The sequence below is a fragment of the Thioclava sp. genome (assembly GCF_048263065.1).
In the GTDB taxonomy this organism is placed as follows: Bacteria; Pseudomonadota; Alphaproteobacteria; order Rhodobacterales; family Rhodobacteraceae; genus Thioclava.
In genome coordinates this window covers 1-25281 of sequence record NZ_JBLXEM010000013.1, presented here as the reverse complement: position 1 = coordinate 25281, position 25281 = coordinate 1, and the positions used below count along the sequence as shown (strand labels likewise).

21 protein-coding genes and 2 pseudogenes are annotated in these 25281 nt (G+C 57.8%); 2 read left to right on the top strand and 21 right to left on the bottom strand.

Features of this window, described 5'->3' with window-relative positions:
• Positions 1 to 114 precede the first annotated feature (114 nt).
• A pseudogene (locus ACN0SD_RS14765) lies at positions 115 to 433 on the top strand (hypothetical protein); the annotation flags it as partial.
• Between the two features lie 484 nt (positions 434 to 917).
• On the opposite strand, the gene ACN0SD_RS14760 reads toward ACN0SD_RS14765, so the two are convergent.
• Positions 918 to 4706 carry a peptidoglycan-binding protein gene (locus ACN0SD_RS14760; RefSeq protein ID WP_417808996.1) on the bottom strand — a complete coding sequence of 1263 codons (3789 nt, stop codon included), beginning with the start codon at positions 4704 to 4706 and terminating at the stop codon, positions 918 to 920.
• A 172-nt stretch (positions 4707 to 4878) separates the two neighbouring features.
• On the opposite strand from ACN0SD_RS14760, the pseudogene ACN0SD_RS14755 reads away from it, so the two are divergent.
• Positions 4879 to 5135 (top strand): annotated as a pseudogene (locus ACN0SD_RS14755) (IS481 family transposase); the annotation flags it as partial.
• A 141-nt stretch (positions 5136 to 5276) separates the two neighbouring features.
• On the opposite strand, the gene hypE reads toward ACN0SD_RS14755, so the two are convergent.
• From hypE to ACN0SD_RS14655, 20 genes are all read right to left on the bottom strand, one after another.
• Positions 5277 to 6302 carry a hydrogenase expression/formation protein HypE gene (gene hypE, locus ACN0SD_RS14750; protein WP_417808995.1) on the bottom strand — a complete coding sequence of 342 codons (1026 nt, stop codon included), beginning with the start codon at positions 6300 to 6302 and terminating at the stop codon, positions 5277 to 5279.
• A 15-nt stretch (positions 6303 to 6317) separates the two neighbouring features.
• Positions 6318 to 7460, bottom strand: coding sequence for a hydrogenase formation protein HypD (gene hypD, locus ACN0SD_RS14745; RefSeq protein WP_417808994.1), 1143 nt, complete (start codon positions 7458 to 7460; stop codon positions 6318 to 6320).
• Positions 7457 to 7747 (bottom strand): HypC/HybG/HupF family hydrogenase formation chaperone, encoded by a 291-nt coding sequence (hypC, locus tag ACN0SD_RS14740; protein WP_417808993.1) that lies wholly within the window; start codon positions 7745 to 7747, stop codon positions 7457 to 7459. The genes hypD and hypC overlap by 4 nt, the downstream gene beginning before the upstream one ends.
• A gap of 2 nt (positions 7748 to 7749) precedes the next feature.
• Positions 7750 to 9231, bottom strand: a complete 1482-nt coding sequence (locus ACN0SD_RS14735; RefSeq protein WP_417808992.1) for a sigma-54-dependent transcriptional regulator — start codon at positions 9229 to 9231, stop codon at positions 7750 to 7752.
• Between the two features lie 3 nt (positions 9232 to 9234).
• Positions 9235 to 10068 carry a hydrogenase nickel incorporation protein HypB gene (hypB, locus tag ACN0SD_RS14730; protein WP_417808991.1) on the bottom strand — a complete coding sequence of 278 codons (834 nt, stop codon included), beginning with the start codon at positions 10066 to 10068 and terminating at the stop codon, positions 9235 to 9237.
• On the bottom strand, positions 10068 to 10409 hold the full coding sequence (gene hypA, locus ACN0SD_RS14725) for a hydrogenase maturation nickel metallochaperone HypA (RefSeq protein ID WP_417808990.1): 342 nt from the start codon (positions 10407 to 10409) through the stop codon (positions 10068 to 10070). Before hypA ends, hypB begins: the two co-directional genes overlap by 1 nt.
• The gene (locus ACN0SD_RS14720) at positions 10402 to 11259 is read right to left on the bottom strand and encodes a hydrogenase expression/formation protein HupK (protein ID WP_417808989.1); all 858 of its coding nucleotides are present in this window, start codon (positions 11257 to 11259) and stop codon (positions 10402 to 10404) included. The genes hypA and ACN0SD_RS14720 overlap by 8 nt, the downstream gene beginning before the upstream one ends.
• A gap of 3 nt (positions 11260 to 11262) precedes the next feature.
• Positions 11263 to 12114 carry a [NiFe]-hydrogenase assembly chaperone HybE gene (gene hybE / locus ACN0SD_RS14715; RefSeq protein ID WP_417808988.1) on the bottom strand — a complete coding sequence of 284 codons (852 nt, stop codon included), beginning with the start codon at positions 12112 to 12114 and terminating at the stop codon, positions 11263 to 11265.
• On the bottom strand, positions 12111 to 12950 hold the full coding sequence (locus ACN0SD_RS14710; RefSeq protein WP_417808987.1) for a hydrogenase expression/formation protein: 840 nt from the start codon (positions 12948 to 12950) through the stop codon (positions 12111 to 12113). Before ACN0SD_RS14710 ends, hybE begins: the two co-directional genes overlap by 4 nt.
• Before the next feature lie 13 nt (positions 12951 to 12963).
• Positions 12964 to 13350, bottom strand: coding sequence for a hydrogenase accessory protein (locus tag ACN0SD_RS14705; RefSeq protein WP_417808986.1), 387 nt, complete (start codon positions 13348 to 13350; stop codon positions 12964 to 12966).
• Positions 13347 to 13667, bottom strand: a complete 321-nt coding sequence (locus ACN0SD_RS14700) for a HypC/HybG/HupF family hydrogenase formation chaperone (RefSeq protein ID WP_417808985.1) — start codon at positions 13665 to 13667, stop codon at positions 13347 to 13349. Before ACN0SD_RS14700 ends, ACN0SD_RS14705 begins: the two co-directional genes overlap by 4 nt.
• A gap of 1 nt (position 13668) precedes the next feature.
• A complete protein-coding gene (locus tag ACN0SD_RS14695; protein ID WP_417808984.1) occupies positions 13669 to 14277 on the bottom strand; it encodes a HyaD/HybD family hydrogenase maturation endopeptidase in 609 nt (202 codons plus the stop codon).
• A 325-nt stretch (positions 14278 to 14602) separates the two neighbouring features.
• Complete coding sequence (gene cybH / locus ACN0SD_RS14690) at positions 14603 to 15370, bottom strand: Ni/Fe-hydrogenase, b-type cytochrome subunit (RefSeq protein ID WP_417808983.1); 768 nt, start codon at positions 15368 to 15370, stop codon at positions 14603 to 14605.
• Positions 15371 to 15373: 3 nt separating this feature from the next.
• On the bottom strand, positions 15374 to 15562 hold the full coding sequence (locus tag ACN0SD_RS14685) for a hypothetical protein (protein ID WP_417808982.1): 189 nt from the start codon (positions 15560 to 15562) through the stop codon (positions 15374 to 15376).
• Between the two features lie 14 nt (positions 15563 to 15576).
• Positions 15577 to 17367 (bottom strand): nickel-dependent hydrogenase large subunit, encoded by a 1791-nt coding sequence (locus tag ACN0SD_RS14680; protein WP_417808981.1) that lies wholly within the window; start codon positions 17365 to 17367, stop codon positions 15577 to 15579.
• Positions 17368 to 17370: 3 nt separating this feature from the next.
• Positions 17371 to 18471 (bottom strand): hydrogenase small subunit, encoded by a 1101-nt coding sequence (locus tag ACN0SD_RS14675; protein WP_417808980.1) that lies wholly within the window; start codon positions 18469 to 18471, stop codon positions 17371 to 17373.
• A 211-nt stretch (positions 18472 to 18682) separates the two neighbouring features.
• Positions 18683 to 20881, bottom strand: coding sequence for a carbamoyltransferase HypF (gene hypF / locus ACN0SD_RS14670; RefSeq protein WP_417808979.1), 2199 nt, complete (start codon positions 20879 to 20881; stop codon positions 18683 to 18685).
• 1 nt (position 20882) lies between these two features.
• Positions 20883 to 22316: a nickel-dependent hydrogenase large subunit gene (locus ACN0SD_RS14665; RefSeq protein ID WP_417808978.1), complete on the bottom strand. Its 1434-nt coding sequence runs from the start codon at positions 22314 to 22316 to the stop codon at positions 20883 to 20885.
• Positions 22309 to 23304 (bottom strand): HupU protein, encoded by a 996-nt coding sequence (locus ACN0SD_RS14660; protein WP_417808977.1) that lies wholly within the window; start codon positions 23302 to 23304, stop codon positions 22309 to 22311. The genes ACN0SD_RS14665 and ACN0SD_RS14660 overlap by 8 nt, the downstream gene beginning before the upstream one ends.
• Entirely contained in the window at positions 23301 to 24632 is a 1332-nt protein-coding gene (locus ACN0SD_RS14655; protein ID WP_417808976.1) for an ATP-binding protein, read from the bottom strand. The genes ACN0SD_RS14660 and ACN0SD_RS14655 overlap by 4 nt, the downstream gene beginning before the upstream one ends.
• Between the last annotated feature and the right edge of the window lie 649 nt (positions 24633 to 25281).

Below are 25281 nucleotides of genomic sequence, written 5' to 3'. Positions count from 1 at the left end.
ATGCTCTTCGACATGCGCATCTAACCGCATGATTGCGGATTTCATCACAGCTTCTTTCTCGGCCATTCTGCTTTCGCAGCAGCCTTCGTCTGAGATCACCCGGATGCGCCGGGGGCCGGGCTGTTGCCGAACGAGATGGAGCCGCTGAAGCAACTGGAGGACGAGAACGGCCGGCTGAAGAAGATCGTAGCCGACCTGACGCTCGACCGCGAGATGTTGCAGGACGTCGATCTGAAGCCCCCCTCTCGCGCATGCAGGCATACGCTGCCGGGCAGCGGTTTGAATTCAAACCGCGAGAAGGGATCAGGCTGCCGTGGAGAAGCGGGTCAAGGAGATGTGCGATACGCGGGTGCGATTCGGCTACCCATTGGCCGACAGGCGATTGCTTGCAATCGCCGTAAGGCGCCGGGTTCACGTTCTTTTGGACCGTGAAGATCGGGCAAATGTAGATACTACAATGAGGAACGGCCACACAGCGCGATCGGCAACAAAGCCCCAATCACGTTGACGAAACCGGGGGGCATCACCAGCCTGTCCCCCTGATCGAAGCCGGAAAACTCTCGCCAAGGGCGGTAGAAGGTTCGGGGTCGGACCAAACACCTACCGGGCTCCGTTCGCGGCTGGATGAAAGTTTAGTGGCAGGTCAAGGCTTCCAAGCCAAAAGCATCATCGACAGCTGGATCGGATTTTACAACGCTAAGCGGCCACGCTCCGCGCTTGAAAACCGAACACCCAACGACGCATACTTTGGCGCGATACAGATGGAGCAAGCGGCATAAATCCTAACCCGGATGCATCTTAGCTAAGCCGCAAACCTGTCCAGAAAAGCTGAACCACTTCAGTCCGGGGCGTCCATATACGTTGACTGTTAGGTCCGACTTAAACCAGTGAATGGAATCGCGGGGTAACACCGACGCCTAGGGACTCGCGCCACCGTGGCTTTCGCCTCTCCCTCGGTCGTCTTCTAGGATTATTTTGCCTCCGAAATTCCGGCGGCACGCGTTGCCAACGGGTATGTAGCCACTCTTACATTGGGCATCCTCGCGGATCAGAACGCACTTGCCGCCTTGCAAACGGAAACCCTGCTCACAGCTCGCCGGTCTTGGTTTATCCGGTGTTGTTTGGCGCGTTTTCACGCAGCCTTTGCCTGCGACGAAACGTGTGCCCTTGACGCAGGCACAAGACGTTTTGGTTGCCTGATACATGCGGCTATATCGACAGAGACACGCATTACCCTGCTGGCTCGTTGTGGCAGCATTACAGGACAGCGGTGGGCGCGGCATCGGTGGTAAATCAACGGTAACGCACACAGGCGCGGCATCGACAGGCCCAGAAAGCCCCATCGCCTTAAGCAACCCGTCTGACAACTCGCCGGTCACTTCCAGTCCGAGCTGCTCTTGAGCTTTCGCAATGCCGCGGTGTGTGTTCGGCCCGATCTTGCCGTCAACGCGACCCACATCTATTCCCATATCTTTGAGGGCAGCTTGGATTGTGCGCGCTTGTTGGGTGGCATCGCTTGAGACACCTTGTTTGACGCAGTTTTCAAAGCTGCCGCCAGCAGACAACCCTGGGATGGTAAGCGACATGTTCAAAGAGCTTATCGCTCCGGGCGCAAGCTCGAGTGCTGTGTTCAGGCAGTTTGCAGAAGTGCCCCCGCCACTTGTGCACGTCCATCCGTCCCCAGTGACATTGCTAGCGCGGCGCGGGCGTGGGGTGCCAAAGCTGTCCTCAAGCACCATTACGCCCTTGTAGGTGCTTGGCCCTGTATTTTGAACGCTAAGCTCAAAGCCGCAACTGTAGCTCTGGGAAGCCACATTGAGCGTGCACGCGCCTGTGCTCGACTTGCCAACGATCAGAGTAGGCTGAGCCGGGGCTCTGCCTTGGATGTCGGCTTCATCAACCTCGCCGTCGCAGTCATTGTCGATTTGATCTCCGATGATCTCGTCCGAGGGCACGCAAGCGTTTGGATCATAGGTCTGGCTCACACAGTAGTCGCTCACATCAGAGGTTGCGCCAGTGTTGAACGTATATTGCCCCCCCGCGCAGTTCTGTAGGGTAACAGTCCCGCTTGAATTGGCGACGCTTACGGTCATGCTGATCATGGTTGTTTGTGGCGCGCCGTTGCCATCAAGCGGATAGCTCGCCCCCGGTGTGGTGCAATCTAAGTTACCGCTCGCAGGGCCGCAGCTCCAGATACTCGGGTCGAACGATGGGTTTTCGATCGCCGGGCCAATCCCTATCCCCGCTAACATCGTCGGCACATCGTTCACTGTCAGCACGCCTGTAAAGGGTGACAACGGCGTGATGCTCACGGTGCAATCCATTATCAGCGTGTCCGAGGCCGCGGCTGATGGCGTGAGAGGCCCACATGACTTAAACACATTAAACTCGGGAGTTTCGACTCCAGAGTTACCCCCGCCACTGGTGTCGTTTTGCACTTGGTTATTTTCCGAGATGTCAAAGCAAGATGCGCCGACCTGCTGCCCGTCAATGCCTATGAGGGCACAGTTTTGAACACCTTCTCCCATCTCATCGGGCGAGACGGTTACATTCGTTGTAAAGGTCGCTGTTCCGCCCGCTGCTGCAAAGTCCGCGCTTGAGATCATGCAGGATGGCGGGGTGTTGCTATAGGGGGCTGTTGTACAGTTCCAGCCGCTTGGCCCTGTCAGCTGCCCAATTTGGGTAAACGGATCGCTGTTCAGGTTCGGATTATTATAGACATCCATGATGGTGATGTTTCCGCCCGCAGGCCCTTCGCCTGTCACGGTGATCTGGCATGGAATGGTCGTTGCACCCGAGATCGGCATGGGCGAGCAGGCTTTGGTGATTGTCAGGTCAGTCTCGACAGATGTGCTGCCAGAGTCTTCAGACATTTCGAGACATGACAGTTCCGACACGGACGGATCAAACACAATCTGCGCACAGTTCAAAATGTTGATTTCACCCAAGTCTTGCGGTTGTGTCGTGATTGTTGGCAACGCAGTTTGCAATGTTTTCAACTTGGGCGCGCCGCCAGATGGTGTGCCGGCATCATGGCACCCAAGCACCTCAACGTCGCCAATACGGCCTTGCTCCTTCGGGGCATCACTAGAAGCTGGCATATAGTCGTGGAAAAATGCGTGCCATGGCGGCGTGTTATCAGCTGCCGGATAGAGAACGGGAACGACTTGAACGCCGTCAACATCCAGCGCCCCCCGTTTTAGCAGCGACGCTTGCAATTCATCAGACAGGCGCAGATCCTCGCCTGTGGCCCAAAGGCTGCCACGACAGTTGCGCCAATCAATGCGACCACGCTTGGTGTAACCTGGGCCAATTGCCAAGCCCCCTAGGCCACCGCGGCTCTTGTCGGCAAACCCAACCGCTTGCAAAATCGGGGTTTCATACCAAACAGAAGGCGTTTCAGGATCATCTTCTGGGGTTTCGCGGCTGTAGCGTAGAACGTCTGCCGTTTGCGCAACTGTCATGGTTTCATAGTTAAACGAAAGCACAGCATCTGGACGCTGTGACAGAATCATCTGCCCATCAGGTGAGAACACAATGTCAGAGACATCAAAGCCTGAAGCGTCGTCTTGCAGTGTTAGCTCCCAGCGTGCGTCCTGTAGAAACGCGCCTGTGTCTTTATTCAGGCCGATCGACCAAATGGCAGGCCCTTCGGCCACTGCGTAATAGAGGCGCCCACCTTGCAGGGCCATACCCCATACGCGGCGCTCGGGCGCAGCGCGGTTCCATGTGCTGCTATCAAACGGATCAAACGCATCGCTTGCGATGTTCAGCTTTGTTTCAGGGTCGAATGCTACAGGCGCGCGCTGCACCTCAACACGCGCATTCGGTCTTGCCTGCACGCCGTGGTCAAACTGGCTCAGTTCTTTGCCATCCATATCAAAGCGGTGCACAAGCCCGGTTTCAAGATCAGACACAAATAACTGCTTATGGGCGGCATCATAGACGATATTACCAAGGCCCGCGCCACTGTTGGATCGGCCTTCAAGCGTCACATTCGCGAACAGGCTGATTTTGTTCGTGCTACCGTCAAGTTTGTAGATCGAGCCAGGGCCGGAGGCGTCAAACCCGCCCCATTGGCCGTTCATCCACTCGGCATCTGGGGCCCCCTTCTCAAGGCGATCAACAACGTAGTCTTTGTTTTGATCTGGCCCAACAATTTGCAGGCCAAAAGCTGAGCTTGCAGTGAGGTAAAGATTTGGCTTTTCAGCATCATCGAACGCGAGGCCAAAAACTTGGCCGATGTCACGGGCGAGGAGTTTGTCATAGGCACCGGCCTGCACCTCAGAGCCGTCATACGCGCGCCCGATATTGCCCATGTTCGTGAGCGTGGCACTTGGCCCAGCCAAGTCAATAAAGCGGAACGCTCCAGCTTCAAGCATCGTTTTGAACATCGCCGTTGATGAGATTTTGTCGGATTTTGGAAGCTTCTCGAACGTTCCGGAAAAACCTGTTGTCGCGACGGTTCCTGAGACGATGGCAGGCCCATCCATGCGGATTGATCTGCTTACTTTCTCCTGCATCAGGGTGACTTCAGCGGATGAAAGTTGAGGAGTGGTTTCTTGAGCCACGATGGCGTTTGAAAAAGCGATTTGCCCTGCAAGCACGAGGACTGGAAATAAAATCTTACGCGCAACGCCCCTTGAACAAATCCGATGATAGAGAGGGCGAATTAACAGGCTAGCGCCTTGGAAAATATATATCATTTTTTCATGAACATGAGTACTCCACCAAAAGTCAATGGTGTAGATGCCGTTCCTCGCAGGACATTTCCCTTAACCTGCCCGGTTTGGGACGAAGGAGACCGTTCATGAGCAAGGAGCAACGCGCATTTCAGCGCAAGTTACGGATACTGAGATACGCCGAGGAGATCGGCCATGCTTCCAAGCCAAATTCCATTAGCAAGTCGAGGATCTGGGCATCCGTCATGCCGACCTCAAGCGCGGCACGCCCTAGATCAACGGAAAAGTCGAATGATCGCAGCAATCTGACGGGCGGGAGTTTTCCCAACTGCTAAGCGACAAAGGGATGTCAATCTCGAAGCCAAGCTGGGTGAATGGGAACGATGTTACAGAGTCCACAGAGCGCACGGCGCACATAACGGAAAGACGCCTTACAAAGCCCTCAGAGAAAAGCGACAATCTGTGATTAGGATGTCGCGCGGGTATCCGCACATTACACACTTGAGGCGACGGTTTGCTCGAAACGCCTCGCCTCTGCTGTTACCTTCTTTCCTATTGCTGAGATCTGGCTTTGAAACTCTTCGCGCTGGATCGTTAACAGATCCGAGGTAGTTGTTCGCCCACCAGCATATCCACGATCCGCGCGCCACCGAACAGCGTGCGCATCGTCACGCGCGGTCCCGGACCAGAGGGGCGCGCGTGACCGATAATCGTGGCGCCCTCACCCTCGGGAACAGATTTCATCGCGGCAAGTGCAGCCTCGGCGTCCTGTTCAGCAACGAACAGAACCAAAGTGCCCTCATTCGCCAAGTATAGCGGATCAAGGCCCAAAATCTCGCACATGCCTTTGACTTCCGTGCGCAGGGGCAAGCGCGTTTCTTCGATCTCGATCGCCACTTTGGCGTCCTCGGCAATTTCATTCAAAGCCGAGGCCAAACCGCCCCGCGTGGCATCACGCGCACATCTCAATGTCGGACAGGCTTTTGCCACCGCCGCCATCAGATGCCCCAGACCGACGCAATCCGACTGAATGTCGGTGCTCAGCGCCATGTCGCCCCGGGCGGCCAGAATGGTGGCGCCGTGATCCCCCAGCACCCCGTTCACGATGGCCACATCACCCGGCTGCACGGCATCCGCACGCAAATCGCACCCCGGCGGGATCACCCCCACGCCCGACGTGGTGATAAACACCCGATCCGCCGAACCGCGCCCGACGACCTTAGTATCGCCCGTGACGATCTTGACGCCGGCTTTCTCGGCCTCGGCATTCATCGAGGCGACGATCCGGCGCAACAGCGCAATCTCAGTGCCTTCTTCGATGATGAAGGCCGCCGATAACCACAACGGCGTCGCCCCCCCGACGGCAAGATCATTGACCGTGCCGCAGACCGCGATCTTGCCGATGTCACCACCCGGAAACTCGACCGGGTCCACAACGAAGCTGTCCGTGGTGAAGGCCATTCGCGCGCCGGGTTCCTGCAGTGCGTCATTCATCAAACGGGCCTGATCCTCACGGCTTTCCGGCTTGAAGACCGCGGCAAACACCTCGTCGATCAGATCGCGCATTGCCTTTCCGCCGCCGCCATGGGCCAGCGTTACATGCTCATCTCTCAGGGCCATGATGTCTCTTTCTTCTTATTCAGCCGGTTCGACTGCGCGCGCACCGCCATATTGGTAATAGGCTGCACAGGCGCCTTCGGAGCTGACCATCAGCGCCCCAAGCGGCATTTCCGGCGTGCAACCTTTGCCAAATTGTGGGCATCCCGTTGGCTTTAACCGCCCCGTCATCACTGCACCACAGGCACAGCCCTCGGGTTCCTGAACGCTGCGCACACCGGCCGCATATCCGATGCCGAATTTCTCTTCTGCATCGAAGGGGCTGTATTTGGTGCGAATCCGCAGACCAGAGTGATCAATCTCGCCAAGTCCGCGCCACTCGAAAGACGGGCGCGTTTCATAAACATCCGCGATCGCAGCAATGGACACCGGGTTGCCATGTTCAGGCACGACCCGGGCGTATTGGTTTTCAACTTCGGCACGTCCATCGCGGATCTGTTGCAGCACCATGAGCACCGATTGCAGCAGATCGAGAGGCTCAAAGCCTGCAACTACGATGGGCTTTCCATAGTCTTTCGCAATGAAATCATACGGGTGCGTGCCGATTACCATCGAAACATGGCCCGGCCCGACAAACCCGTCCAAAAGCATATGCGGGTCATCCAGCAGCGCTTTGATCGGAGGCGGCACGGTGATGTGATTGCAAAACACCGAGAAATTAGTCAGATCCTCGCGCGCGGCCTGCTGGATCGAAAGCGCGGTCGAGGGCGTTGTGGTTTCAAAGCCAAGGCCAAAGAAAACCACCTCGCGGTCGCGATTACGACGCGCCAGTTCAAGCGTATCCAGGGGCGAATAGACCATGCGGATATCCGCGCCTGCAGCCTTGGCCTGAAGCAGAGATTTCTTCGTTCCAGGCACGCGCATCGCATCGCCAAAGGTGGTAAAAATCACCTCGGGACGTTCGGCGATCTGGACGCATTCATCGACCCGCGCCATCGGCAAAACACAGACCGGGCAGCCCGGCCCGTGGATGAACTCAACGCCCTCAGGTGTCAACTTGTCCAACCCGTAGCGAAAGATCGCGTGGGTATGCCCGCCGCAGATTTCCATGATGTAAACGGGTTTTTCCTTGGTGGCGCCGATCTCATCTGTCAGATCGGCGATACGGGCCAACAACGCCTTGGCGGCGGTGGGGTCGCGGAACTCATCTGCGTATTTCATGTCTCCACCTCCAGTGCTTTTTGACCTTCAGCCATCGCCTCGAGCGCCTCTTGCGCTTCGCCCAGATCGCGCAGCGCTTGCAGCGTCGCTTCGGCCTCGGCCTCGTCGATCAGTGCCATGGCAAAACCCACATGAATAAGTGCCCACTTGCCGATGATATCCTCCATCGCGCCGCTCACGACGGGGGCCACATTGACCTCGCGGCGCACGCCGGAAACATCGGCCATTGCCATCTGGCGCGTGGGATCGGTGATCGCGATGATCTGTCCCGGAATTCCCAGACACATGACTACTCCTCCTCTTTGCTGCTCGCATTGTGGCGCTTGGGTTCGATCAACCCGTAGCGTTCGATTTTTGCGCGCAAACCCACCCGCGAGAGACCAAGTTCGTTCGCGGCCCGGCTTTTGTTCCATTTCAAACGCGTCAAGGTTTCGCGCAGAATGCGCATTTCGATCAGTTCCACCCGGTCCTTGAGGGTTCCGCTGCTAACCAGAACTTGATCCACCGCTGTTTCACTTTCAGGTAACGGGCTGGCCTGCAGAATGTGACGCGAAATCAGCTCCGGCCCGAGAATCGCATCTTGCGAAAAAATCAGCATCCGCACCATCTCGTTTTCCAACTCGCGCATGTTTCCGGGCCAGTCATAACCGGCCAGAAACTGGATCGCGTCATCTGAAAGCCCGCTCACCGGCTTGCCATGTCGGTCTGCGGCCTCAAACAAAAACGTATGGGCTAATATGGCAAGGTCATCCGGGCGCTCGCGTAATGGCGGAATAGTCAAACTCACCTTGCAGAGCGCATAATACAGTTCGGAGTTGAACTTGCCGCGTTCTAGCTCGGTGCGCAGTTCGCGGTCTGAGCCGATCAGCAGGCGAACTTGCGAATGCAGAATTTCATGCCCGCCAAGCGGTCGAAAAGCCCCATCCCGCGCGGCGCGCAGAAGTAGGAGTTGCAAGCGAGGCGACAGATCGGCGACCCCCGACAAATACAACGTGCTGCGATCCGCCTTTTGAAACAGCCCCATCTTGTGGGCCGCGAGCCCCGGAACCGCGCCACGCCGCGCACCGAAAAGTTCGACCTCTAGAATATCATCATCAACAGAAGAACAATCGAACTCGAAATAGGGTTTGTCCGAGCGCAAAGAACTGTAATGCATCGCTCTTGCCAAAAGTCGCTTTCCCGTCCCCGGCTCGCCCGTCAAGATCACCGGCACGTCGAATGTCGCGAACTGGCGCGCCTGTTCAACCACCGCGTTCATCGGCGAATTCGACGCCCGCAATACGGTGTCAAACCCCAGCCCCTCGCGCAACGCCTTGCGCTGCTCTTCAAGCTTCACCTCGACGGTGCGGGAAAGGTATCGCATCTCAAGTGACATCCGGTCATGTTCACGCGCGAGGGCAAACAAATCGGCGGCGTTTTTCGCGACCATCATCAGATGATCTGGATGCCATGGTTTTGTCAGAAGCTGATAGATACCCGCCTCGTTGATGGCGGTGATCATGTCACTGGATTCCGTGTAACCGGTGATGATGATGCGCACCGTGTCGGGCCAGCTTTCGCGCACCTCGGTCAAGAATTCGACCCCGGTCGTGCCCGGCATCCGCTGATCGCAAAAGACCACCTGCACGAAATGCTCTTCCATTAACCGACGCGCCTCATGCGCGTTCAGCGCGGTGAGAATGTCGAATTCGTCTTCCAACGCCATGCGCATCGCGGCGAGGCTGTGTTCCTCATCGTCGACCAGAAGAAGCGTTGGAAGGGTGTCAGCCATGACTCAGACCTCTGCCCCGGGCTTGGCGGCAAGCCGGTCGCGCAACCAGGCAACCCAAGCTTCCATCCCCTCGCCCGTGCGTGCGGAAATACGCAGGATTTCAATGCCGGGATTCACCCGTTTCAGATTGGCCTCGTAAAGATCGAGATCCACATCGCAATAGGGTGCCAGATCGACCTTGTTGAGAAGGGCGATTTCAGACACGGTGAACATATCCGGGTATTTCAACGGCTTGTCCTCGCCCTCGGTCACGGAAATCACCGCGACCTTGCAATCTTCGCCCAGATCGAAACCGGCCGGACAAACAAGGTTTCCGACATTCTCGATGAAAAGCATGGCGTTTTCCTCAAGCGTCAGATGCTCCATTGCATGGCCCACCATATGCCCGTCTAGATGACAGCCCTTGCCGGTGTTGACCTGCACCGCCTTCGCCCCCGTCGCGCGGATGCGTTCGGCATCGTTGGCGGTTTGCTGATCGCCCTCGATCACGGCCAGCGGCTGATCGCCAAGCATCTCAATTGTCTTGCACAAAAGCGTTGTTTTGCCCGAACCGGGAGACGACACGAGATTGACCGCGAATGCGCCCAGCCCTGAGATCACAGCCCGGTTCGCATCGGCATAGCGGTCATTCTTGGCAAGAATATCGGTCTCAATTTCAATCAAACGCTCTTGGGTCATCCCCGCGACGTCGACACCTGCCGGGCCGTGGCCAAAATGAATGTCATGGTCGTGATGATGGTGATGACCATGCCCGTGATCGTGTTCGTGCGAATGGCCATGATCATGCGCACCATGTCCCTCAACGCTCGCCGTTCCGCATCCACATACGCTACACATCAGAGCACCTCCAAATCCTTGATCCGCATTTCATCGCCCCCTACGGGCATCAGCTTGCCACCGCCGCAATCGGGGCAACAGTCCAGCCGGTTTTCAATCGAGACTTCTTTCAGGCAGTCATAGCACATCGCCCGCCCCGGCAGGTCGATCATCACCAAAGCGGCCCCTTCGGCCACCGAGCCACGCATGACCACGTCAAAGGCAAATTCCAGCGCGGGCTTTTCCACGCCGGCAAATTTTCCGATCTCAAGGCGCACGGTCTTTACACCCGAGAAGCCGTTTTTTACCGCAGCGTCCTCGATTACCGAGCGCACACCTTCACAAAGCGACATCTCATGCATGGCCCTGCCCTCCGCTCAGCGTAACCGGGCTGCAGGGATCGATGCAATCAAGCACCAACTCCGCCAGATGATGTTTGTGCGCAGGCAGGCTGGCAAGGGATTGTGCCAAAATACCGTTCGGGGCAAGCATGTGATCGGTTGGGGTCACACGTTCGAACTGGGTGACGACGCCATCCATTGCCTGCGCGCGCAGCGCATAGTTTCCGCGCGAGGCAGGAACAATCGCCCAGCCGTTTTTCAACCGCCTCGGGTTGGGCAACTCTTCGGTCAAACAGGTCTCGAGATCCAAAAGCCGCGCCACCGCGCGCCATAGCGGGCCGCGCCCCTTCAATCTTTGCACCACCAACATCAACGGGTGAACGAAATGACGCGCCGCAATCGAATTTTCGCACGCCTGCGCCGTGGGCAAATCTTCATCCGCAACCAGAGGCACATGGGCAACCGCCTCGCCTTTCTCAAACACGTCATGCAACCGTTTGAAAACAGGTGAAAACCCCATCCCGGACTCTAGATAGGCTTCGAATGTCGCAAGTGTTGCCGGCATCTGTTGCGGCAGAAACACAAGCGCGCCCTGCGCAATCGGCAGCGGGTCAAGCCCAAGATGTCGGGGCAAAATGACACCGAGGCGCACGAGATGATCACGCGCGAAATCCTCGGAAAGATGGTGGCGCATCGCCTCCTCAAGCGGCAAACCAAGCGCCAGTCTTATCGCCACATCCTGAGACCCACGGCACAGGTTGAACAGGCGCGGGATCAGGTCCACGACCTCCTCCACCGGCTTGCCAATCACAAGCTGCGCCACCGGCAAGGCCGGTGCTGTCGTCGCAGTGAGTGGCGCGGTGAGTGTCATCGTTTACTCCGCTTCATCCTTGGTTTCAGGCGCACTCTCGGGTTTTTCGCTCATGCCCGCTGTTAAAATCTGACGCCGGGTCGGGGCACTGTCAGGCTCAAGCGCGCGCGCCTCGGCCTCGGCTTTTTCTTGTTCGCGCGCCTCGATGGCTGCGATTTCGTCTTCACGGGCGGCGCGAATATCGGCACTGCGGTCGGTTTCGGCGCGGTGCTCGTCTTGAAAAAGGGCAACCATCACGGCGCTGGCCACATCAACAGCCTGCGCTTGGGTTTTGAACTCGCCCATCGGCGAAAACAGCGAACAGGCCTTGTAGCCGCCGGTTTGTTCGCGCGTGTTGTGGATGAACTCATAATCGCCCGAGGGAAAGGACAGCACTTCTTTCTCGCCCGCCTTGAGAGTGGACCAATCCTCTCCCTCTGCTGGCATCTGGATGAGGTTCATGAACCAAGGCGAGATCAGCACGCCCAAAGGCCGCCCCTCATGTTCGAGAAACCCGACGGCCTGCACATGCAGCACCTTGTTGACCATCGGCACGTCGCGCATTTTTGCATGCCATACTTCGGTGAAATCCGTCACCAAAGCTTCGGTCTTGCGCGACAGCCGCGCGGCGGCCAACATGGCGTCCGAACCGGGGTCTTCAGAGACGAGAAACTGCTCTTTCGGGGCGTCGCAATTGGGACATTTCCAGTCATCTGGCAGCGCCAGAAATGGTGTCCCCGGAAGGACTTGACGCGTATCGTCACCCTCGGCCGGGTCATAGGGAGTCCAGCAAATTTTGCACTCCATGATCGCCAGATCGGAAATCTTGTCATTGGCCCCTAAATACGAGCCCTCGAACCCACCTTGCGCGCTCATTGGATCGCCTCCAGCACTTCTTGGATGCGTTCGCCGCTGTCGATCAGGTCTTCGCGCGCTGCCAGCGCCACCTCGGGCATCTCGGTCACCTCAAACGTATCAAGGATCAGCACATCCATCGAATTGAAGAATTGCACCCGCCAGACATTGGCCAACGCCGTCGCCGTAACCCGGCAATTGCCATAGCCGCGCGAAAGGATATCCCCCGCCCCCTGCCCAAGCGCATCATCCAGCCATTCCAGATCCTGCTCCGTATGCGGCAGAAGCGTCAGGTTCACGACATGCACCTCGGTGCCCTGTGTGTAGCGGGCGGATTTATCCATCAGTTCCACCAAAAGCGGCGGCGCGTTCACCACGCCCTGCTGGCGCGGTGTCGCGGAAAGACCGGCACGTTTGCGCGGCTCGAAGGCGCGTGCGCGCACCAGGTGCGGCACGTCTCCGACTTCGATCACGTCCATCCCGGCGGCCTTGAGAATCCAGACGCCCGCGAACACGCTTTCCTGTATCGCAATGGCGGGAATGCCGTGCAGCTTCATCGCCACCTCGCCCGCGCCCATCGTTTCCGCGATCAGCGCACGGTTGGCGGCGTCAAGGAGTGAAAGATCGAACTCGGTGCCCTGCCCGGTTTCGCCTGCCGTCTCGCAAGCTGCGGAAATCTCGGCCAAAAGATCAAGCGCAGGTTTGAGGTGATCATCAACCTCGACCTCGGGCAGATGGGCCGTGTAGGTGCGCATATCCTGCGGCATCGGCAGGAATTCCAGTTCGGCACCGTCCTCTTCTGGGGGTTGCGAGCCGGGGCCGAACCCCACGGGCGGGAGTTGAAAATTGTTGACCATCGTTCTATCTCCCTCAAGCAGTTTGCGGCGTTGGAATGGCGAGGATCTGACCGATCCGCACCATGTAATCGTCCCAGTCACGGACCTTTGGAAGCCCGGCAAGGAACTGCCCGTCGCGGTAAAACAGAAGCGACGGGGCCTTAAGCACTTTCGTGGCCTCGCGCAGGCTGGCCTCGATCGCATCATCGACCACGGCGCAGTCGAACAACCCCTGAAAGGCAAGCTTCAATTCGGGCAAGATCACGGCTACATCTGCGGTCTCAAGATTGCGTTTCGCATCACCGGGAATGAACAGCACGTGCGTGCCCGGCCGCGTGGTGAATTCCAAGACGTCGTGATCATTGCCAAGCACGGGCCAGCCGAACTCTGTTGTCAGTCGATCAATTAGCGGGTGGCTCATGCGGTGGTCTCCCCTTTATCGAGCGCGGCTTGCAAATGCGGCGGAAGCTGCGGTGTTCTGTCATCAAGATCGGAGAACGCATCTCCCAACCCGTGCCCCCGCATCAGATCAGCGATCCCGCGCAGGGCTTTGCGAATTTTTAACGCCTCTTCTTCAGGCAGCACTTCGCGTGCGGTGCCAAGAAACGTCAGGATCCATGTGCCGGGCTCTAGCGGGCCAGTGAGAGCAAGATCAATCAGGTGATTTTTCGTGCCATCACAAGCGGTTGCAGCAAGCTCTTCACGCGAGATGATTTGCATTGGGATGCCAAGACACATCTCAAGCGTCCTGCGGCAAGAAGCGATCATCACCGATGCGACACGCCTCATCTTCTGAGGGACGCCCCTGTTCATAGGCAGCGCGCAAAATCGAAGGATCGGCCAGATCGCGGCTATCGGTGCGCCCGTCACGCACCTCAATTCCCAGCGCGCGCAGCTTGTCAGTCGCAATCTCCAACGCGGGATCGATCTGGGCCGCCACGACGTCGCGCAGGCTGCCGCCGTAGTCTTCGATTTCTTCGGGCTGACAACCGATCAGAATCAAGCGCTCTGGGCAATAGCCCATCAGTTGCGCAGTGGCGATGACATCCTGAAAACCGGTCTGATGCAGCGACATCTTCTTGGCCCCCATGAAAGCGGGCACATCGTCATCCTCAACGATTTTCAATGTTCCGGGTTCAAGCCCGTAATCGACAGCATCAAACACGAGAAGCGTGTCGACCTCTTCAAGAAAAGGCAAAAGATACAGCCCCTGTGTGCCCCCATCGAGCAGCCTGACATCAGGGCCAAAGCTATGGGTTTCAGCCAGCCGCTCGACACAGCGCACACCAAACCCCTCATCCGCCCAGAGAACATTCCCGATCCCAAGAACCAGAACCTTAGCCGACATGGTGCGCCCTCCCTCGCCATGCACTATCCTACAGCGTTACGCCCGCTTGCTGGATGGTTGCATTCCAATCTGTCCGTTGATTGAGCGTATGCTTTCACGTTCCCCAGCTCACGCTTTTTTCATTATGCGACGAAATGTCACTTACTCGTTGAAATTGCACAGAGTTTTGGCGCTTTTGGCGGATTTAGCCCTCTGCGTGATGGAAGGCTACCTTCCATATTTACTACATTGCGGAAACATAATAAGCAGAAAAGGCGAGCAGAGCCCGCCTTTTCCGTCGATTCTGAAGTTGCGAGCGGGGGAAAGGGAACATTCTTCGCAAGCTTCAGTCCTTGAAGGTTCGTGTCCCGGAAATCATGGTCGAGACCATGGATTGGCGCGACATGATATCTTCGCGGATCGCGGCATAGATGTGGATGATCATAAAGATCACAATGAACCACATTCCCAGATGATGCACCGAATGCACGATCTGGCTGTTACCAAAGAGGGTCAGAACCCAGCCCGCCGCATAATCGGGCCAAGACCCCTGCCCTGCGCCTTCGGAATAAAGCGCCCAACCTGTAAGGATCATGAAACTAAGCCCCACGGTCATGAACATGAACATCGCGATCTGCGCGAGCGGGTTATGACCGACATATTTCCGGGGCATCTTTTCAAGAAACGCATACCACTTGAGTTCGATCAGCACTTCTTTCCACCACGTCTTTCGCCAGATCGGCACATAGAACAACTGTTTGGCGTGCTGATTGCCGACGATTGCCCAATAGATCCGCCCGAAGAAACCGACCGTCAGGATCATCCCAGCGGCGAAATGCGTAAAGCGCATATAGCCCATGACAAACTGAAACGTTGCCTCAGAAAAATCCATCGACGGCAAAGGCGAGGCGATGAACCAGCCGGTGACGATCAGCACCGTGATTGCAAGTGCATTCAGCCAATGCCAAAGGCGCACAGGCCATTCGTAAACAAAGACCGAGGTCTGGGTGCGAATGCTGTCGATATCGGCTTGCGATGCATCGCCCGTTAGATGCGTGGGCTCGCTGTGTGCGGGTCGATTGGAATTGGCCGCGTTCAAGGAAGTATCCGCCATGGCTCATTCCTCCTTACGCTTGGATTTGCGGCCAAAGAATGCGTCGATTACAAGCCATGCAACGGCGATCGCCGCTGCGGCCATCGCCAGATGGGTTTCTGCGTGACCCGCCGGACCGGGCAGAGTTGCGTGTCCCGAATGCGCCACTGCTGGCGATGCAATCAGTGACATAAGTGCGATAAGTTTTTTCATGATACGCCCTCCCGTTAGCGCACTTTGACATTGGTCAGAACATCGCCATCGGGCGACATCACATGGGTCGAGCAAGCCAGACAGGGGTCGAAAGAATGCAACGTGCGCAAGATTTCGACCGGCTCGTCCGGGCGCTCCATCGGCGTGTTCATCAACGAGGCTTCAAACGCGCCGATATTGCCCTGCGTGTCGCGCGGGCTACCGTTCCAAGTGGTTGGCACGACGCATTGATAGTTCTCGATGCGCCCGTCCTTGATCTTGATCCAGTGGCCCAAAGCGCCGCGCGGAGCCTCGGTCATGCCCACGCCTTTGGCCTCGGCGGGCCAAGTGCTTGGATCCCATTTTTCGACATTCGCGGTCGAGCTGTCACCGTTCTTGATATTGGTGACCAGTTTGTCGAAGAAATGCCTTTGCAAACGCGAGCAATATTCAGATTCAAGCGCGCGTGCCGCCGTTCGACCCAATGTCGAATAAAGCGCCTCAACCGGCAGATCCATCGTGCGCAAAAGCCCGTCAACTTGATTGGTGATGTCCTCATGCCCCTTGGCATAGCCCACAATATAGCGGGCCAGCGGCCCCACCTCCATCGCGTGACCTTTCCAACGCGGCGCTTTGATCCAGCTGTATTTAGCCGCCTCGTCGATCTCTTTGATATTGGTGCGAGTTCCTTTGGCATTGGGACCAAGTTCGTATTGCGGCTCGGTGATGCCATCCCAAGGATGCAACCCCTTGCCTGGCTCGCCATAGGTGTACCACGAATGATCGACGAATTCCTGCACCTGTTCGGGGTCACGCGGATCGACATCATGCACGACTGACATGTCGCTGTTGATGATTGCTCCGCGCGGCAGATGCAAGTTTTCCGCCGAGAAGTCGTTGGGATGCTCGGGAATGTCGCCATAGGCCAGACAAGCCTGCGAAGACAGCCCGCCGCCGTAAAGCCAGTTTTTATAAAATCCCCCGATCGCGATCACATCCGGAATATAGACGTTGCGATTGAACTCATGCGTCTGCTCGATGATCGACGAAACGAGGTTGAGCCGCTCCATATTGATCGCACCGACGCCGCCGACACCATCGACGTTGATCGGGCATGGCACGCCGCCCACCAACCAGTTGGGGTGCGGGTTCTTACCGCCAAAGATCGTGTGAACCTTCACGATCTCTTTTTGCAGATCAAGCGCCTCAAGGTAGTGGGTCGTCGCCATCAGATCGGCTTCGGGCGGCAGTTTATAGGCCGGATTGTCCCAATAGCCGTTCTTGAACAGGCCAAGTTGGCCGCTTTCGACGAATTTTTTCAGGCGGTTCTGCACGTCGCGGAAGTACCCTGGGGAGGACAGAGGGTGCGACGGAGAAACCGCCTGCTGCAGCTCTGACGTGGCCTTGGGGTCGGCCTTGAGGGCGTTGATGGGGTTCACCCAGTCAAGAGCATGCAGATGGTAAAAGTGCACGATATGGTCGTGAATTTCCAACGCAAGCTGCATAAGGTTGCGGATCGAATTCGCGTTGTCCGGGATTTGGATGCCAAGCGCATCCTCGACCGCGCGCACAGATGTCAGCGCATGGGTGCCGGTGCAGACACCACAGATGCGTTCGGTAAAGGCCCAAGCGTCACGCGGATCACGCCCCTTGAGGATCACCTCAAGCCCGCGCCACATCGTGCCGGTCGAGACCGCGTTGCGGATTACGCCGTTTTCATCGACATTCACTTCGCAGCGCATGTGACCTTCGATCCGAGTGACCGGGTCAACAACGATGCGCCGACCGGTATTGTCGAGGTCATATCCATTGGGAGTTGCGACCATGGGTTACGCCTCCTCTTTCTTATCTTGAGTTTTGCGTTGAGCGGTCTTGAGCGCGGACACAGCCGCATGGGCTGCGACACCTGCGCCAACCACTCCGGCGGCAACCATGCCGACCTTGTCGGCGTTCGCCTCAACCCCGAACTGCGTCAGATCGGTCACGCGGTTATAGAACGAGCCCTGATCCCAAAAGCCATCTTCCGAGCAGCCGATACAGCCGTGTCCGGATTGAATCGGGAAGGAAACACCCTCGTTCCAGCGCACGGTCGAACAGGCGTTATAGGTCGTCGGACCCTTGCAGCCCATCTTGTAAAGGCAATAGCCCTTACGCGCGTTTTCATCGTCCCAGTGCTCGACAAACTGGCCCGCATCGAAATGGGGGCGGCGATAACATTTGTCGTGAATGCGCTGGGAATAAAACATTGCCGGGCGACCTTGGCGGTCAAGCTCGGGCATCTTGTCAAAGGTCAGCATATAAGTGATCACACCGGTCATGACCTCGGCAATCGGCGGACAGCCGGGCACCTTGATGATTGGTTTGTCGGTGATGACCTTGTGCACCGGGGTGGCCCGCGTCGGGTTAGGCTTTGCCGCCTGCACACAGCCATAAGACGCGCACGCCCCCCAGCTGATGATCGCTTTGGCATGCTCGGCCGCATGTCTAAGCTGGTCAACGAATGGCTTGCCGCCGATGATGCAATACATCCCGTCCTCATTGAGCGGTGGGTTGCCCTCGACCGCAAGGATGTAGTTGCCCTTGTATTTCTCAATTGTGTCTTCAAGAGCGGCCTCAGCCTGATGCCCGGCCGCCGCCATCAGCGTGTCGTCGTAATCCAGCGAGATCATCGACAACACGACATCTTTGGCCAACGGATGCGCCGAACGAATGAAACTTTCCGAGCAGCAGGTGCATTCCAGCCCGTGCACCCAGATCACCGGCGTGCGTGGTTTGGTCTCCATCGCATGGGCGATCTTGGGGACGAATGAAGGCGACAGCCCCAAAGCGGCCGCTGTTAGCGAGCAATATTTCATGAATGAGCGGCGTGTGATCCCTTGGCGCCGCATCACGTCATAAAACGTTTCAATCTGAGTGGTATCTGTGCCCACCTTGCGTCCCTCCCTTTGGTCGTCCCGAATGCGTATACGGGTCTTCGATCCTCAGCATGGCAGGCCAAATCGCATGGACCAAAAGAAAGAAGCACCTTTTTCAAGATGCTCTTTTTGTTATGTTTTCATAATGTTATACAGATATTTTCGCAGCACTATCGGTGAGTGACTTTCCGCCCGCCGCCGCGATCGGAAAGTCCGTTACCGCCCGTTATAGATGGCGTGCCGCCGCAACGAGCGCTTGCCCAAACGCGAGTCCGCCATCATTCGCCGGGGTCTTTGTGTGGAACCGCACGGGGACATCCCCTAGCGCCTTCACCGTCAGATCCAGCAAAAGCGCGTTCTGGAAACACCCGCCCGAAAGCGCAACCGCGTGGGCCTCTCGGGTCGCCACCAAAGCGCGGGCTTGCTCGGCAAAAGCCTGTGCGAGAGAAGCGTGGAATATATAGGCAAGCTCAGCAGCATCATTGTCACCTTGAGCGACCAGACGGAACAAGGGTGCAGGATCTATTTCGCCGTTGGTTACAGGCAAGCCAAGTGCCCTGCCCTGCCCCGATCTCGCCAAGGCTTCCAGTCGCATCGCTGCCTCGCCCTCAAAAGACTGCGCACCATCAAAGCAGGTCACAGCCGCAAAGGCATCAAACAGCCGCCCCGCGGACGAGGATATCGGCGCATTAAGCCCCTTTTGCGCTGCGCGACGCAGCATCTCCAGCGGCGCATCAGGCCACAGACCATCGGAGAAAGTCTCAAGCCCCGCCTGATCCAACCGCATCAGCGCATTTCGCCACGGCTCCTTTTGCGCCATATCCCCGCCGATCAAGGGGGCAGGCTTCAGCCACGCCCGGCGCTCGAAGTTCCGGTAATCACCAAGCAGAACCTCACCGCCCCAGATCGTCCCATCCGCCCCAAGACCAAGGCCATCCAGCACGATCCCCGCGACCTTACCGCCCTCCAGAGGCCAAAGGTTTTCCCCCATGCAAGCCGCCATATGGGCGTGATGGTGCTGCACTTCTTCCACCGGAAGCCCCTTGGTGCGCGCATGTTGCGAGGCGCGGAAATCCGGGTGCAGATCGCAGGCCACCCGATCCGGGTGATGATCAAACAGCGCAGTATAATCCGCATCTGATTTGAGAAAGGCTTCATAACTAAGCGCATCATCCAGATCCCCCAGATGATGCCCCAATAGCGCCTGACCGTCTTTCACAAGACAGATCGCGCCTTTCATCTGCCCGCCATAGGCCGCGATCTGGGGCGCGCTTTCGAACCCTTCGGGCAGTGGCAACGTCCCCGGAACGCGCCCGCGCGCGCGACGCAGCACCATCACCCCATGCGGCGTAATCCGTTCAACCGAGTCATCCAATCGTCGCGCGATGTCGCGGTCATGCATCAAAAAGGCATCGGCAAATTGCGCAAGCTTGTCGCGCGCCTCGTCATTGCCAATCACCTGCGGCTCGCCCGACAAGTTTCCCGAGGTCATCACCAAAGGCCCGCCGAACCGCGCGATCAGCAGATGATGCAAAGGAGTATAGGGCAGCATCCAACCAAGCGTCGTTTGGTTGGGCGCGATACCTTCAGGGGAGCGTGCGGCTTCAAGCAAGACAATCGGGGCCGCGGGGTCTTGCAGCAGTGCCAATTCGTCACCGTTTGGCGCACACCACGCCCCAATCATCTCCACCGTGCCCATTAACGCAAACGGCTTGCTCGGTCGGCGCTTGCGCATGCGAAGAGTTGCGACCGTCTGCGCATTCAAGGCATCGCAGGCCAGATGAAAACCGCCAAGCCCTTTGATCGCTAGGATTTTCCCGCCCCGTAACAATGCAACAGCATCCTCAATCGGGTCGCTCCCGCCCTTGGGTTCAAGCCAAATTTTAGGGCCGCACTCGACGCAGGCGATGGGTTGGGCGTGAAAGCGGCGGTCCTCGGGGTTTTCATATTCAGCTTGGCACGCCGCGCACATATTGAATGGCGCCATCGTCGTATTGGCACGGTCATAAGGTAAGCTTTCAACGATGGTAAAGCGCGGCCCGCAATGGGTGCAATTGGTAAAGGCATAGCCTGCGCGACGTTGCGAGGGGCTGAACACCTCGGCCACGCAGGCATCGCAGCTGGCCGCATCCGGCGTCACCCGTGTGCGCGCCGCACCCCCTTGCGACGCAACAATGGAAAACGTCTCTGCCGCCCCCGAGATGTCGGACAGCTCGACCGCGTCAATACGCGCAAGCGGGGGCAACTCTGCGCGCAGGCGGGCCTCAAAACCGGAGGCGTTCCCAAATAGGCGGATCAGCACGCCCTCAGCATCATTGCAAACATCGCCCGTCAGCCCCATATCGCGCGCCAGCCGCCAGACAAAGGGGCGAAACCCGACGCCCTGAACCTGTCCACGCACTCGGATTTTGAGGCCGCTCGCCATGTCAGTGCACCGTGCAAACCATGCACGGATCAAACGAGCGCACGATATGCTGCACCGAAACGGGCGTATCCTCACCCGCACGCACGGGTGCGCCCACCAGCGCCGCCTCTAGCGGACCCGGCACGCCATGGCGATCGCGTGGCGAGAAATTCCACGTCGTTGGCGCGATGATCTGATACGAAGAGATCAGCCCATTTTCGACCTTAATCCAATGCCCTAAAGCGCCCCGCGCCGCTTCGACCATACCCACGCCTACGCCCTCTCTGGGCAGATTGACGTGACGCATGAAAGGTTCATGCACGTTGATCGAGGCCAAGAGGCGCTCCATTTCGATCTGGCTGCGCGCCAGCTCCAACAAGCGCCCAACCACACGCGCGCGCACCGATCCCTCGCACGCCAAAGCCACAGCCAGCGGATGCCCGTCGATCGCCTGCCGCGCAAGCGCGCCGGTTTCATAGGGCACGCCGCCCAGACGCGGTGCCTTGCACCAGCTATAGGCATCCTCGCGCATGTCCTCATCGGGCGTCGTCATGCCTTGCAAAGGGTGTGCATCGGCACCCAGCATCCAGGAACTGGGAATCTCCTCGACGATGTCACGTTGATCAAGCCGGCCCGCGACTCCATCGACCAAGACGCCGCGCTGAAACAGCGGCCCGCTTGGCAACGGATAAGCCCCGAAGGAAAGATATCTTCCCGCCCCGACACCAGAGGCGTCGAGAGACAAATCATCGGAAATTGACAAGAATAGCGCCAGATCGCCCGTACTCCACGCTGACAATTGTTCGATTTGTGCAAGCTCAACGAAAGCTTCAATCGGCGCGCCGAACACGGCCTCTTCGAGATAAGACCGAAACGCAGCCAGATCAGCGCCGATGCGCACCTTGTCGCGCGCGGTCGGCGCATAGGTGACGCCGCCGGGCTGAATAGCCAGTGTATGGGGCCACTTCCCGCCCAGTAGCCCGACGATATGCATCAGTTGTGCGCGCGCCTCGGTTGCGCGTTTCAGCGCACCGCCCTTGAGCGCGGTAAAGCGGGTCACGGCGCGCTGAAACCACTTGCGATCACTGTAGATGGGACGCGCGAAATCGGGCATGAAGAACAAGTTGAAATGCATTAGATGGTCAGACACGTTCTCGACCAGATGCAATAGCTGCGCCACCTTGGCCCCCTCAGGCGCAGGCGTTGCGCCAGCCAGATCGGCAAGCGCGTGCGCTGCCGCCATCGACTGGCTGATCGAGCAGATGCCGCAAATGCGCGGCGTGATGGTCAACGCATCCATCGCGCCCTTGCCCTGCAAGATCATCTCGAAGCCGCGAAACAGGGGCGAGTTGGCATAGGCGGCAGAAACGCATCCGTCTGTAACCTCAAGACGGACCTCAAGATCGCCCTCAACCCGGTTAAACGGCCCAACGAGCAGCGTAGTGGTGTCAGTCATGTTTGCGGCTTTTCACTGAAGGGGGCACGATAATCCGGTCCGAGGTAGCATTCTTTGCCACCCGTTTGGGCGTGGCGCGTTTGGACAAAGAGGCAAGCGCCATGAACCACGCTTTGGGCATATCGGTGGGCAACCCGACAGGAATCCCCGCAAATTTCGGTGTCTGGGTAAAGCCGTGGCCGGGCTCTTCGAATTCGGGGGCCGTGCAGTTGATGCAGGGGTAGCCCGCGCGGGTGCAGCTTCCCTCGCCATTCCAAAGCCGGATGTTGCAATCGCCGACCGCCTGCGTGCCGATACAGCCCAGATGCTCCATCATGCAGCCGATTTGCGACAGTTCCTCGGCAGAGGCCTTGTATTCGTAAAACTCGTTCTTGGGACAGGCGTGATGCACCAAGGTATCGGTGTAAAAGCGCGGACGGGCATAGATATCCAGATCGTCAGCGCCCAATTCACCCTGAGACAGCAACAGCAGGGTCTCGGCCACCCAATCGGGATGGACAGGACAGCCCGAGATATTGATCACCGGCAAACCGGATTGCGACCGAAAGGAGGCCGGCAAAGCGGCCCCCGGATGTCGCCCGTCATATTGTAGCCCCGTTGCATCTGCCGGATTGTCCCCCGCCGAGGTCACCCCGCCATAGGTGGCACAAGTGCCAACTGCGATGACATGCTCTGCCTTGGGGGCGAGGCTTTGCACCCAATCCAGCATTGAGCGACCGGTGCCCGCCAACATGTGATAGCGCCCCGTGCCTTTGGGGCCATGCACGATTGAGCCTTCGATACATAGAATATCAAGCTTTTGCGCACCGCTCTCGACTGCCTCTAGCAGGCGGCGCACCTCTGCCCCTGAGGCCTCGGACAGCGACGGGTGCCAGAGAAATTCCAAACCCGCAGAGGCGAAAAGATCAAACAGGTTCGGGCTTTCTGCGCAAAGCAGCGACATCGTGCAGCCGCCGCAGCCCGCTGATTGCAGCCACAAGATATTCACGTCAAATCCCCGCGCTTAAGCATAAGACGGAAACAGGCGCCCGGCGCGCCATCGGGCAGATAGATCAAAGAACCGCCATGTTCCTCGGCAATCTTGAGAGAAATCGACAGGCCCAGCCCGGTGCCCTGCCCCACGTCTTTGGTTGAAAAGAACGGATCGAAAATCGCCGCGCGCAGATCTTCGGGCACGCCGGGACCATTGTCGCAGACCTGTAGCACCGCGAAATCATCCTCGTAGGATAATTGCACCCGAATTTCCGGGGCCACCACGTCATGCATCGCATCGGCTGCGTTTTGGACAAGGTTCATGATCACCTGTTGAATATGGCCCTGACGTCCGAGGGCAAGACAGCTGCTTTCGCCCTCAACGATGATTTTCATCTCGCTTTTCAAGCCGCGTTTGACCCAATCCGCACCGATGATCGCCGTCTGGCGTAGATCAAAGACCGTGACCTCGCCCGAACCATCCGAGGACAATCGGCGCAAATCCTCGACAATGTCACGCACCCGTTCTGACCCATCACGCGCCCCTTCAATGGCTACGCGCAGGTTTTTCAGATCCCGTTCAAGGCGCAATTGCGACCGCAAGGCCATCAACTCCTCGCGGCTTGCGCCTTCTTGGACCCGTTCAAAATAGACCTCGAACCGATCAAGGTATTTCTGAAGACTGTGAGTATTGGCATAGACGAAGGAAATCGGGTTGTTCAGCTCATGCGCCACCCCCGCCAGAAGCCGCCCGAGAGAGGCTAGTTTCTCGGTGCGCACAAGTTGGGTCTGAGCCTGCTTCAAGCTCTCATGGCTTTGTGCAAGCTCTTGATAGGCGCGACGCAATTCGCCCAATGGACGCCCTGTCAGGATAATCCCGCTTAGCCGTTTGCGCCGATCCAGACGCGGCGCAATACGAAAATCTACGGGGCTCGCGCCGTCACTGGTCACCAGATCGGCTTCAAACGTCCGCTCCAGTTTGTTTTTCGCCAGATCGGTCATGACATCCGTCATGTGCTGGCACATCTCGCCCTCGAAAAAGCTAACGATCGGGCGCCCTAACAGCGCCTCTTTGTCGCGACCAATGGCATCGCAAAAGGAACGGCTGACATCGGCAACAAATCCGTCCTTATCCGTCACCACAAGGTAATCCGAGATCGAATTCATGATTGATCCAAGGAACGTCCGCAAGCTCGACAATTCAGCGTTGCGCGCCTCGAGTTGCTCTTGGTAATCGACCAACTCGGCATAAGTCTTGTCCACGGCATCAAGCACATCAACCCAAGCCGCGTCATCGAAACCGCGGCCCAGATCAGCACCCAGGCGAGATGAAACCGTTGCCATACTATCTGCCTCCATATCTAAGCCTGTCAGGCTAGGATGCGCGGCGCAACAGAAGAATGGATCAGGACCAATCGATGCACAGTGTTCCAAGTGTGCATTGGCTACTCGATTGCCGAAATCCGAGCCAACACGCGCCTCGAAGAAACCGATTTCGGACAAGACCAACCGAAGGGCGCCCGCAAGCTCGTGTTTTAGCACTGCGGATACGCGCGGATCTTCTAGTCTGTGGATATCCGCATGATATCGGCTTGGTCATGACTTCGGGACTTCTAGAGAACTCCATCACTTTGGCGGACATACCCTTGTCAGCGTGGTGCCCATCAGGAGCATGCGATGACCTGCGCGGGCCCTATCCGACAACTGTAAGCCAATCTCAAATAGTCAGCTGCGACGTCCCATTCGGTCAGTCGAATGATGGACTTCCAACGTCTCAATCGACCTCCGCAATTCCGGAGGCGCGACCAGTTCGTCGCCGTGCAAGAGCGGGAAAACGCCAGCTTTCAGCATTCTAAAATTGAGCGGCAAGGTATCAGCCCCAAGGTCTTCCAGCAGACGGAAAGATCTTGGGGCTCCGGTTAGTAATCGCCTAGATGGCCTGACCTACATCAGGCTTACGGCATCGGCCTTGGCGTGGTGGCAACCGAGGGTG